General features: G+C 55.0%; 9 protein-coding genes. 6 read left to right on the plus strand and 3 right to left on the minus strand.

The annotated features are described in order from the left end of the window. Positions 1–6 precede the first annotated feature (6 nt). Positions 7–996 carry a hypothetical protein gene (locus tag JF44_RS20500; protein WP_033070601.1) on the plus strand — a complete coding sequence of 330 codons (990 nt, stop codon included), beginning with the start codon at positions 7–9 and terminating at the stop codon, positions 994–996. Between the two features lie 204 nt (positions 997–1,200). On the opposite strand, the gene def is transcribed toward JF44_RS20500, so the two are convergent. Continuing rightward, on the minus strand, positions 1,201–1,719 hold the full coding sequence (gene def / locus JF44_RS0116610) for a peptide deformylase (protein WP_033070112.1): 519 nt from the start codon (positions 1,717–1,719) through the stop codon (positions 1,201–1,203). 168 nt (positions 1,720–1,887) lie between these two features. Next, complete coding sequence (locus tag JF44_RS0116615; RefSeq protein ID WP_033070602.1) at positions 1,888–3,405, minus strand: DNA recombination protein RmuC; 1,518 nt, start codon at positions 3,403–3,405, stop codon at positions 1,888–1,890. A gap of 524 nt (positions 3,406–3,929) precedes the next feature. Here JF44_RS0116615 and acs point away from each other — a divergent pair. Next, positions 3,930–5,873 (plus strand): acetate--CoA ligase, encoded by a 1,944-nt coding sequence (acs, locus tag JF44_RS0116620; RefSeq protein ID WP_033070113.1) that lies wholly within the window; start codon positions 3,930–3,932, stop codon positions 5,871–5,873. Between the two features lie 130 nt (positions 5,874–6,003). Here acs and JF44_RS0116625 read toward each other — a convergent pair whose 3' ends face one another. Further along, positions 6,004–6,912 (minus strand): LysR family transcriptional regulator, encoded by a 909-nt coding sequence (locus JF44_RS0116625; protein WP_033070114.1) that lies wholly within the window; start codon positions 6,910–6,912, stop codon positions 6,004–6,006. Positions 6,913–7,149: 237 nt separating this feature from the next. Between JF44_RS0116625 and JF44_RS0116630 the strand changes: the two genes are divergently transcribed. The 4 genes from JF44_RS0116630 to JF44_RS0116645 are packed head-to-tail and all read left to right on the plus strand — an operon-like array spanning position 7,150 to position 12,645. Continuing rightward, positions 7,150–8,097: a tripartite tricarboxylate transporter substrate binding protein gene (locus tag JF44_RS0116630; RefSeq protein WP_033070115.1), complete on the plus strand. Its 948-nt coding sequence runs from the start codon at positions 7,150–7,152 to the stop codon at positions 8,095–8,097. A 43-nt stretch (positions 8,098–8,140) separates the two neighbouring features. Then, on the plus strand, positions 8,141–10,213 hold the full coding sequence (locus JF44_RS0116635) for a tripartite tricarboxylate transporter permease (RefSeq protein ID WP_033070116.1): 2,073 nt from the start codon (positions 8,141–8,143) through the stop codon (positions 10,211–10,213). A gap of 47 nt (positions 10,214–10,260) precedes the next feature. Continuing rightward, positions 10,261–11,337, plus strand: coding sequence for a tartrate dehydrogenase (locus JF44_RS0116640; protein WP_033070603.1), 1,077 nt, complete (start codon positions 10,261–10,263; stop codon positions 11,335–11,337). Positions 11,338–11,352: 15 nt separating this feature from the next. Continuing rightward, positions 11,353–12,645, plus strand: coding sequence for a glycerate kinase type-2 family protein (locus JF44_RS0116645; protein WP_052066004.1), 1,293 nt, complete (start codon positions 11,353–11,355; stop codon positions 12,643–12,645). Positions 12,646–12,648: the final 3 nt, after the last annotated feature.

Genomic DNA, 12,648 nt, shown 5'->3' on the forward strand with positions numbered 1-12,648 from the left:
GGTCAAATGACAAGCCAAGCCTTATCCCAAACCCCGAAATACCCGGTCACCCATATCTGGCACGCCGATTGGAGCATGTCGGGCAAGGGGCGCTGGGTCGCCAAGGCAAAGCGCAGCCAAACCGGCTGGCAGATATATGCGATTGAACCTGTCGGGATGCTCCATCAGTTCCGCCAGTCGCTTGGCGATCACGCGCAAGATCATTCGATCTGGCTTGGCCTTGATATGCCGATTGGGTTTCTTGACAGATGGTATGATGGCGCGAATGTCAAAGACTTCAAGACGTTGCTGAGCCTTCTTGAAACGCCTGAATGGCAGAATTTCTTTGCTGTTTGCCAACAACCAGATGAAATCCACCATCACCGGCCATTTTACCCGAATTCATCCGGCGCAAAGGGTAGTGTAAAGCGATCCCACCTGACCAAGGCACTCGGGGTTTCAAGCTTTGATGCGCTTCACCGCCGCTGCGAATGTCCAACCCATACCCGCAATGCTGCCTGCCCGTCTTTCTGGACGCTGGGCGCCAATCAGGTTGGCAAGGGTATGCTGCACGGGCTTAAACATCTGGTTCTGCCGGGATATGCCGATGGCTTTCACATCTGGCCGTTTTCGGGGGACCTTGAAACCTGCACCAAAAGCCCCGGCGTCACCCTGATTGAAACCTATCCGGGCGAAATTTATGGTTGGCTTGATGGCACAAGTGAGTTGACTAAATCAAACCAAGACAGCCGGCAGGAATACCTGCACAAACTTCGTGATGACGCCCGCGCCAAGGGCATTGAAATCGTTGCCGCCGTTTGGGATGACATCAAGGATGGCTTTGGGCCGGATCACGGCAAGGATGATGCCTTTGACGCGCTGATTGGTGTCATGGGGTTGATTGAAATTGCCGAGGGACGCCGTCCCGAACATCTGCCAAAGACACCAGATATCCTCGAACGCGAAGGCTGGATCGTCGGGCTTGATCCGGCAGACATCAAACCCCGAAAACCGTAACCTCCGCAAAACAAAAGGGCCGAAAAACCGGCCCCTCCGAATACCAGATCATCTATTCGGATCGTCATTCACCCGAAGGCGGGAATCCATCACCGTCTCAGCGCGGCATGGATTCCGCGTCTGCGCTTCGCTCCGCCCGGAATGACGAAACCCGCAATCGCCAGAACAACCCTGCCTTACTGACCCCATCCGAGATCAGACGTCTCAGGCAGACTTTTTGGTTTTCTGCAGCTTCTGGACTTTCTTGATGATCATGTTGCGCTTAAGCGCACTGAGATAATCGGTAAACAGCACCCCATCAAGGTGGTCTATCTCATGCTGGATACAGGTCGCAAGCAGGCCGTCTGCTTCGATCTCGTGGGTTTCGCCGTTTTCATCCATATAACGCATGCCAACTTCGGCCGGGCGTTCAACATCGGCATATTGTTCGGGGATCGAAAGACACCCTTCCTGATAGACCGATGTTTCCTCAGATTCCCAGATGATCTCCGGATTGATCAGCTTCAGCGGTTCGGGCTTGTCCTTGTCATCAGACACATCCATGACGACAACACGCTTCATCACGCCGATCTGGGGTGCTGCCAGACCAATGCCCGGTGCGGCATACATGGTTTCAAGCATGTCATCGAGAAGGGTTTTGATCTCATCATCCACTTTCTCGACCGGTGCGCACTCCTTCTTAAGGCGCGGGTCTGGAACGATAAGAATTTCACGCAGGGCCATGGGTCTTTGATCCGGTTTTGATCTTTATTGGGCAAATCAGTATAGCGAATTTCGCGCTTCGAGATAAGGTTTCCCCGCCGCCAAGTCAAGCAAACAGGCGGTTTCCCCACCGATAGCAGCCATGTTCACGCATTCCGTCACGCCGGGGGGGTATTGTTTGGTGTTCTGTTACGTGTCTTCCGATGTCTCATTTGGCGCATCATCCGGCCCGGCCAGCAGTTCCATTTTGGTGATATCGCGCACATGGGTTTCCGAAGGTGCCGGTTCCTCGATCATGCGGTCATCGGCGACGATATGCTTTTCCTTAAGCTTGCGGGCCGATACCAGAACCGATCCTTCAAGCGTGCCCAGCGTCTTGTTGTAATTCTTGACCGTGCTTTCAAGCGACTTGCCCATTGATGAAAAGTTCTTGGCAAGTGTGCCGAGGCGATCAAACAGCTGCTGGCCGATCTCGCTGATATCACGCGCACTTTCGGCCAGGGCTTCCTGGCGCCAGCCATACGCCACCGCCTTAAGCAAGCCAAGCAACGTGGTTGGTGTCGCCAAAATCACCCCATCGCGGAAGCTGTCCTCAATCAAACGCGGATCGCGTTCAAGTGCTGCGGAAAAGAAGCTTTCCCCAGGCAGGAACAGCACAACAAATTCCGGACTATCAACCGACTTCCAATAGGACTTCTTCGACAGATCCGTGATCACCTTGCGCACATTGGTAACATAGGTCGCCATCAATGCTTCGCGGCGCTCATCGTCATATTTCTCGTCAATCGCTTCAAGATAGGCCGATGTCGGGGCTTTGGCATCAACCACGATATTCTTGCCACCCGGCAAGTGAATGACCATGTCGGGCTTTTGAACGCCCTCGTCGGTATTAAAATGAACCTGCTCGTCAAAGTCACAATGCTTGAGCATCCCGGCAAGTTCGACAATGCGCTTAAGCTGCAATTCGCCCCACTTGCCCGAAACGGACGAACTGGATCGAAGGGCAGAGCTTAGCGTTTGGGTTTCCTTGGACAGCTTGTTTTGCGACAGCACAAGGGTTCCGACCTGTTCTCGCAGTTCGCCATAGGCTTCCTTGCGGTTTTTTTCAAGTTCGTTAACCTTGGTATCGAAGGCCTCAAGCCGCTCCTTGATGGGTTTTACAAGCCCGTCAATCGCCTGCTGGCGTTTTTCCAGATCGCCCTTGGCCCCCTCCTGCAACCGCGAGAAGTTTTCACGCGCCAGCTTCATGAATTCATCGTTATTGACCTTAAGCGCATCGGACGACAGCGCCTTGAAACTATCCAGCAGCTTGGTCTTGGCGTCTTCCAGCATCGCAAGTTTTTCGGCCGCGGCTTCGCGTTCTTTTTCAAGCGCGGTTTCAAGCTCGGAACCCTTTTCGCGCCACTGATCAAGGGCGGTGCGCAGTTCTTTCATCTCGGCTTCAAGGATCGGCACCCGATTGGCCGTGGTTTCGGCAATCGCGCGTTTTTCAGATGCTTCTGAAAGCTTGTCGCGCGTCTGGGCCAGCTCAGACGCCAGATCGCGTCGGGTGGTTTCGGCCTGTTCAAGCTGTGATGCCAAAAGGGCCGTTCGCGACTCTGTTTCGGCCTCTGCCGCATCCTTGATGCGTTTGACCATCAGAATACAAAATGCAAATGCCACAACAGAGGCCGTCAGTGCGCCTGCGGCCAAGGAAATCGGATCCATTATCCCACCGTTTGTTGATTGTCTGGATTCTTTGTATCTGTTTTGTTCCATCAAATCCAGAACCGAACACATGCCCGCACACGGTTTGCGAGTAAAAATTTTATCCGACAACGCCAGAAAAATTCATGAATTCGATTTATCTTTCAATAAGATATGAAGGTTTCCCGCCGCGCCCATCATCGGCAAAGCCGCCGTTTGCGCCTGCTTTGCCGCGCTTACCCGCATAATTGTGTCTGATGCCGGGCATGCGGCTGCAAATCCCCTCGCGCAAAAGCGACGCAACCCCCGTCTTAAGTTGTATTCCCTCCGTAACCTCTGCGCACTAGCATAGGGTCCAAGCGACAGAACTGGCTGTTCATCCCCATGACCAGATCGGCAAACAGACCGGGCATGGTGGCAAGGCAGTTTCTGAACCGCACCGAAATTTTGCATCGGCACGGATGCCTTTTTCGAGGTTCTCGGAAAGTCATCGCAACATCCCGATGCCGACCTAGAGACCACAGGAAACGAACAAGAGGCCACACATGTCTGCGAACGTTTATCCCGTACCTGGCGACATCGCAAAGGGCGCCCTGATCGACAAGTCCAAGTATGATGCCATGTACAAACAGTCGATCGAGGATCCGGAAGGCTTCTGGGGCGAACATGGCAAACGCATTGACTGGATCAAGCCTTACAGCAAGGTCAAAAACGTCAGCTATGATGCCAAGGACCTCTATATCAAATGGTATGAGGACGGCACGCTGAACGTTGCGGCCAACTGCCTTGACCGTCATCTGGAAAAACGTGGCGATCAGACCGCCATCATCTTTGAAGGCGACGATCCCGGTGTTTCCGAACACATCACCTATCGCGACCTGCATGAACGCACCTGTCGTTTTGCCAATGCACTGAAATCGATGGGCGTTGCCAAGGGCGACCGTGTGGTCATCTATCTGCCGATGATCCCGGCGGCTGCCGTTGCCATGCTGGCCTGTGCGCGCATCGGCGCGATCCATTCCATTGTCTTTGGTGGTTTCTCGCCCGAAGCTTTGGCCGGACGTGTTGAAGATTGCGGTGCGAAGGTCGTCATCACCTCGGACGAAGGTCTGCGCGGTGGCCGTGCGGTTCCGCTCAAACGCAATGCCGACGAAGCACTGTCTCATCCCGGTGTCAAATCGGTTGAGAAAATGGTCGTCGTCAAGCACACCGGCAAGGACGTTGCCTGGAACGATGCCCGCGACGTCTGGTATCACGAAGTCTGCGAAGCTGCCTCCACCGACTGCCCGCCGACCGAAGTCAATGCAGAAGACCCGCTGTTTGTTCTTTATACATCCGGCTCAACGGGCAAACCAAAAGGCGTGCTGCATACCTCGGGCGGGTATCTTGTGTATGCGTCGATGACCCATGAATATGTCTTTGATTATCACGAAGGCGATATTTACTGGTGCACGGCTGACGTTGGCTGGGTCACCGGGCACAGCTACATCGTCTATGGCCCGCTGGCCAATGGTGCCACGACGCTTATGTTTGAAGGTGTGCCAAGCTATCCGGACGCATCACGCTTCTGGCAGGTTTGTGAAAAGCACAAGGTCAACATCTTCTATACCGCGCCGACCGCGATCCGTGCATTGATGCGCGAAGGCGAGGACTGGGTCAAAAAAGCGGACCTGTCGAGCTTGCGTATCCTTGGCTCCGTTGGCGAACCGATCAACCCCGAAGCCTGGGAATGGTATCACGAGCATGTCGGCAAACGGTCCTGCCCGATTGTCGATACCTGGTGGCAGACCGAAACCGGCGGCATCCTGATCACCCCGCTGCCCGGCGCAACCGATCTTAAACCGGGGTCGGCAACGCTTCCGTTCTTTGGTGTGGAACCTGCCCTGCTTGATAACGAAGGCAAGGAACTGACCGGCGCGAACGATGGCAACCTTGTCATCAAGGACAGCTGGCCGGGTCAGATGCGTACGGTCTACGGCGACCATGAACGCTTCATCCAGACCTATTTCAGCACATTCGCCAACGTCTACACCACCGGCGACGGGGCGCGTCGTGATGATGACGGTTACTACTGGATCACCGGCCGTGTTGATGACGTGATCAACGTTTCAGGCCACCGCATGGGGACGGCCGAAGTCGAAAGTGCCCTGGTCGCACATTCCAAAGTTGCCGAAGCCGCCGTGGTCGGCGTCCCGCACGACATCAAGGGTCAGGGCATCTATGCCTATGTCACGCTTAATGCCGGCGAAGAACCGACCGAAGAGCTGCGCGTTGAACTGGTCAAATGGGTCCGCAAGGAAATCGGCCCGATTGCAAGCCCCGACTACCTGCAATGGTCGCCGGGTCTGCCGAAAACCCGTTCGGGCAAAATCATGCGCCGCATCCTGCGCAAGATCGCCGCGAACGAATATGACCAGCTTGGCGATACATCCACCCTTGCCGATCCGGGCGTTGTCGACGATCTGATCGACAACCGCCAGAACCGCTAGGAAAGATCGTCAAGGCGAATCGCCAAAACGGATCTGAAACAAAACCCCCGCCAGGCAACTGGCGGGGGTTTTTCTGTTCGTGATGCTTCCATCACCCTGACAATATCATCCGGCACCGGGCGTATCGCGGTTACGCAAAGTGTCCGGTCGCGTTTTTGCGCAAGTTTCGATGCAAGAAATCAATGAAGATACGCACTTTCGCCGAAAGATTATGTCGTTCGGGATAGACCGCATAGATATCGGCATCGACATGGGCATATTGCGGCAAGACAAGCCGCAATCGGTCTTTTTTCACATGACGGGCAATATCCCATTCCGAACGCATCATGATGCCGTGCCCGTCAAGAACCCAATGCAGCGCGATTTCGCCGTCATTGCTGCTTAATGTGCCATGCACCTTGACCGTGTCGGAATGCTGGCCGCGCTGAAGTTTCCAGACATCATGCACATCCTTGCCCTGCCGCAAAATGATGCAGTTGTGATTTATCAGGTCCGAAAGATTGCGCGGGGTGCCGTGACGCTCAAGATAAGATGGCGCTGCACACAGGAACCGGCGATTGCTTTGAAGCTTCCGCGCCCGGATGCGGGAATTGGGCAAGCCGCCAAACCGGATGCCAAGATCAATTCCCTCCTCGACCATATTCATCGGCATGTCGGTCAGAAGAAGCTGGACCTCGACCTCTGGATAAAGGTGCGAGAATTCCGAAACAACAGGCGCAACATATTCCCGGCCAAACCCAAACGTCGCATTGACGCGCAACAAGCCGGTCGGTGTTTCACTGGCGTGCGAGACCCGTTGTTCCAGATCATCAATCTGGCGCATGATTTGTTCGGCACTCTGAAAATAGGCATCGCCTTCACTGGTCAGGCTGATGCGCCGCGTCGTGCGGTTCAGAAGCCGCACACCAAGACGGTCCTCAAGCTTGGCCAAACGTTTGCTGACAGCAGGCGGTGAAAGGTTCAGCTCCTGGGCCGCAGCCGACAAACTTCCCTTGCGCACCAAAAGCACGAAAAATCCCAGATCACTATCAACCGACATTATTAACCTTCGCGACATAATGAAATGAAAAGTCGGAAATTATAATAAATATATCAAAAATATAAACTGTCAGAGTCGATCGGGCAAATAACAATAGCGCACAGCAGACGTCCTACAACGTCCCAAAATACCGATCCGGCACAGGGAAACACTGGCAGTGGGATCGAACGCGATGTGCGGTTCCTCTTTGCCAGCACCGGCCGAACGCCGGTGACATTCAATTCGGGAGGAATACCGATGCGTAAGCTCGCAATCGCGGCGGCAATGGCCGCTACCTTGGTTTCTGGTACTGCATTCGCGGAATATCCGGAAAAAACCATCAATTACATCATTCCGTTCAATGCTGGTGGTGAGTCCGATGTTTCGGCACGTTTCCAGCAGCCATACCTCGAAGAACTGGCTGATCAGTCTTTTGTTATTCAATATATGGCCGGTGCCGGTGGCGCACAGGCATGGTCGCAGCTCAATGGTATGGAAGGTGACGGCTATACCATCATGGGCATCAACCTGCCGCACACCATCCTGCAGCCGATGGAAAAAGATGTCGGTTACGAAACCAAAGACCTGACCTACATCAACTTCTTCCACTACACCCCGAATGCGCTGTTTGTACCGAAAGACAGCGAGTTCCAGAATCTTCAGGAACTGATCGACTACGCCAAAGCCAATCCGGGTCTTGTAACGCTGAGTGGTTCGGGTTCGAATTCTGCCAACCATCTTGGTCAGGTCCAGTTTGATGAACTGGCTGGCATCACCACCACCTATGTTCCGTTCAGCGGCACCGGTCCGGCCGTGACCGCCATCCTCGGCAGCCAGACCACCGGTGGTTTTAACTATGTTACCTCGGGCGTGAACAATGGTGATGGCATGCGCATGCTTGCTGTTGCATCTGAAACCCGTGTCAAAGCCTTCCCGGATGTCCCGACCTTCAAGGAACTTGGCCTTGATATCGTTGGCGGTGCGTTCCGTGGTGTTGCCGTTCCGAAATCCACCCCTGAGCCGATCCGCGAAAAAATCTCGCAGATGGTGACGGATGTGAACAACAATCCTGAGTTCAAAAAGAAGATGGAAGATGCCGGCTTTGTTCTGACCGATATCACCTATGACTTCATCAATGATTTCGTTGCTGCGAAATCCGAAGAATATCGTGAAATCGCCGAAAAGCTTGGCATCGCCAACCGCTAAAAGACGTCTATAAAAAGAACACGGGATTGGAAAGGTCACCACCATGGAATTGCTGAGCTATTTCGTGAGCGCGCTCACGCCCTTAAACCTGCTTATGGCTTTGGGGGGTGTTGTGTTGGGAACGGTCATTGGTGCTTTGCCAGGACTGTCAGCAACCATGGCGGTCGCCGTTCTTGTACCGTTTACTTTTACCATGGATCCCGCAACCGGTCTGATTGCGCTTGGCGCGATCTACACCGGGGCCATCTATGGCGGCGCCTTTGCCGCCATTCTGGTCAACACACCGGGAACCCCGTCAGCAATCGCCACGACCTTTGACGGGTTCCCGATGGCCAAACGCGGCGACGGTAGTCTTGCAGTAACACTGGCAACGCTGGCATCTGTTGTTGGTGGCCTTGTCGGGGGTGTGTTCCTGCTGCTGCTGTCGCCGCCGCTGGCCAAAGTCGCACTGGCATTTGGCCCGCCTGAGTATTTCTGGCTGGCAATTTTCGGACTGACACTCATTTCCGCCCTGTCGGTCGGTAATACCCTGAAAGGGTTGCTGGGCGGCTGCATCGGCCTGATGCTTGCTATGGTCGGGGTTGCCGTGGTGGGGGGCGACATCCGCTTTACCATGGGCACCCATACCTTGCTTGGCGGATTTGATATCGTTTCGGCCCTGATTGGTCTCTATTGCATTCCGGTTCTGATTGATCTTGTTGCCACCCCTGATCGGCACCTGAAGGTCGAACAGGGCAATCGCGGCATTCGCCTGTTCGAAGCATTCGGCCTGGCCTGGAAAAGCAAATTCAACGTGCTGCGCAGTGCGATTGTTGGCACCATCGTCGGGGTTTTGCCCGGTGCTGGCGGCTCCATCGCAGGGCTTGTGTCCTATTCCGAAGCCCGCCGTTCGTCAAAAGAACCTGAAACATTCGGCAAAGGTGCCCCCGATGGCATCATCGCCACCGAAGCGGCCAACAATGCCACCGTCGGCGGCGGCTTTATTCCGACCCTTGTTCTGGGCATTCCCGGAACACCGCCCGATGCGATCATTCTCGGCGCCTTGCTGGTTCAGGGGATCAAAATCGGCCCAACCCTGTTCACCCAACAGGGCGACATCGTCTACACCTTTATCTTCGGGCTTTTGATTGCAACAGCCTTGATGCTGCCGGCAGGTCTTTTGATCGGGCGTTACGCCTATAAGTCGATTGCGTCGATTCCCAAAACCCTGCTGGTGCCGACCATTGCCTTCCTGACCGTGATTGGCAGCTTTGCCATCCACAGCAACCTGCATGACGTCCAGATGATGCTTAGCCTTGGCGTCCTGGGCTGGATTCTCAATCGCTGTGGCTTTGCACCGTCGCCGATCGTTCTGGGGCTTGTTCTTGGCAAGATTGCCGAACAGGGATTTGTCCAATCCTATCTGATCGGCAATGCCACCAACAACATCACCGGCATGTTCTTTGGCCGTCCGATCAGTCTGGCGATTGTCGCCCTGGCGGCATTCACCCTGCTCTATCCGCTGATCTTCGCCAAGCGTAAGGAAAAGGCCAAAAAACGCGCCCTTGAAGCGGCCCGGACCTATTCCGAAACCAATGGTGAAACCACTGTTTCCCCCACCGAGGAAATCAAGCCTGCACCGTTTGACCCGCTTGCTGGCCTGAAGAAACAGTTTGCCAAGCCACGCGATGTTGCCGGCATGTTTTTCGCCGTCCTGCTGATTGCTGCGGGGGGATGGGCCTATAGCCAGACAGCAACCATGACCCCGATGGGGTCGGTCTTCCCAAGCACGATTTCTGTCACCATTATCGTTCTTTCCTTCGTGCTTCTGGGCTTGAATATCATCCGTAAACCGGCTGCAGCCAGCGGATCCGATGAAGCGTCGCATGCCTCAACACCCAGACGCGTTGCTTTGGTGGTTGCAATGTGCCTTTGGGTCTTTGCCATACCGGTTCTCGGATTTGCCACGGCGGCGTTTCTCGCCTTTCTGATTTTGGCGCGGGTTGCCTGCTTCGAAGTCATGGGTCCGAAACGCCTTGCGATCGAAGCTGTTGCCGGGGTTGCGATTGTCGGCGGTCTGTATCTTCTGATGGCACAGGTCCTGCTGATCAGAATGCCAACGGGTCTTTTATTCTAACCCGACACGAACACACGTATTCAACACACTGACCAAAGAGAATGAACATGAAAAACTATCGTATTGCTGCCATCCCGGGCGACGGGATCGGTAAAGAGGTCGTTGCGGCCGGAACCGAAGTTCTCGATGTGCTGGCGAAACGCGATGGCGGTTTCACAATGAGCTTCGATCACTTTGACTGGGGTTCGGAATACTACAAGAAACACGGCGTGATGATGCCCGCCGACGGCCGCGACCACATCAAGGATCACGATGCCATCTATTTCGGCGCGGTTGGCGCCCCCGATGTGCCCGATCATGTGACCCTTTGGGGGCTTCGCCTGGCGATCTGTCAGCCGTTTGACCAATATGCCAATGTCCGCCCGACCCGCATTCTGCCGGGCATTGAAAGCCCGCTGCGCAATGTCAAACAGACCGAGCTCGACTGGGTGATTGTCCGTGAAAACTCCGAAGGCGAATACGCCGGTCAGGGCGGACGTTCCCATGTTGGCCTGCCCGAAGAAGTCGCCACCGAAGTTTCGATCTTCACCCGTGCCGGTGTCACCCGGATCATGCGCTTTGCCTTTGATCTTGCCCGCACCCGCCCGCGCAAGAAACTGACCGTGGTGACCAAATCCAATGCCCAGCGCAACGGCATGGTCATGTGGGATGAAATCGCCAAGGAAGTTGCGGCCGAATATCCGGATGTCGAATGGGACAAGATGCTGGTCGATGCCATGACCATGCGCATGACGCTACGTCCTGAAACCCTTGATACGATTGTGGCAACCAACCTGCATGCCGACATTCTGTCTGATCTGGCAGCCGCCCTTGCCGGTTCGCTTGGCATCGCACCAACCGCCAACCTCAATCCCGAAGGCAATTTCCCCTCCATGTTCGAACCGATCCACGGATCTGCATTCGACATCACCGGGCAGGGCATCGCCAACCCGGTCGCGACCTTCTGGAGTGCGGTGATGATGCTTGAACATCTCGGCGAAAAGTCCGCCTCCGAACGCCTGATGCGCGCGGTCGAACGCGTCACCGCCAACCCGGATCTTCACACGCCTGACCTTGGCGGCAAAGCAACCACCCGTCAGGTAACCGATGCGGTGATTGCCGCGATCCACGGCGAAAACAGCTAATTGGCAGGTATAAAGATGGGGACGAACAAAGTGCGTGAACTGAATGATCCCGCGTGGGTGAAAACCTTTCTGGTGGATCTTTTTCGCACCGCTATCGATGCTGCTGATCCCCATCTTTGCCTCCCTGCCTTTCTGCCCGAACCCCCGAAGGGTAAAACCGTCGTTATCGGGGCCGGAAAGGCATCAGCCAAAATGGCACAGGCGCTTGAACAACACTGGAAAGGCGATCTTTCCGGGGTGGTTGTCACCCGCTATGACCATGCGGTCCCCACCAAGCAGATCAAGATCATCGAGGCATCCCACCCGGTACCCGATGAAGCTGGCATGGCTGCCACACAACAAATCAAAAACTGCGTCGCAAACCTGTCAGAAGACGATCTGGTTATTTGTCTGATCTCGGGCGGCGGATCGGCCCTTCTTGTTGATCCGGTTCCCGGTCTTGATCTTGTTCAGAAACAGGCCATCAACAAGGCATTGCTGCGGTCCGGTGCGTCAATTGACGAAATGAATTGCGTGCGCCGCCATCTATCCAGCGTCAAGGGGGGCAAACTTGCCGCACTGTGCCACCCGGCACAGGTTGTGTCTTTGCTGATTTCCGATGTCCCCAATGACAATTTCCTCGACATTGCATCAGGCCCCACCGTGCCCGATCCGACGACCTGTGCCGATGCCTTGCGCATCATCGACCGCTATGACATCGCACTCCCTGAAAACGTCCTTGAACTTCTGCGCTCTGGCAAAACCGAAACGGTAAAGCCGGGCGATCCACGTATGGAAAGGGTCACGGCAAAGCTGATTGCCACCCCTCAAATGTCGCTTGATGCGGCAGCACAAATGGCACGGTCTGCCGGGGTTGATGCGCTGATCATTGGCGATGCACTTGAAGGTGAATCCTCTGAACTTGGGCGTTCAATGGCCGAAACCGCCAAGCATGTCGCATCCCGCCAACCCATCAGCGAACGCCCCTGTGTGCTGTTGTCTGGCGGGGAAACCACCGTCACCGTCAAGGGTGATGGCCGGGGCGGACGCAATGTCGAGTTTCTCTTGGCACTTGCCATTGCCCTTGACGGGGCTTCGGGCATTCATGCTGTCGCCGGGGACACGGACGGCATTGACGGGATCGAAGAAATAGCCGGCGCCTATATTTCACCTGATACACTTAAGCGCAGTTCACTTCTTGCGATGGACCCGAATGCCTATCTTGCGAATAATGACGGGCATAGTTTCTTTGAGGCTCTGGATGATTCAGTCATAACAGGACCTACATTGACCAACGTGAATGATTTCAGGGCAATTCTGATTTCCTGATCG

This window comes from Thalassospira australica (genome assembly GCF_000763295.1).
Taxonomy (GTDB): Bacteria; Pseudomonadota; Alphaproteobacteria; order Rhodospirillales; family Thalassospiraceae; genus Thalassospira; species Thalassospira australica.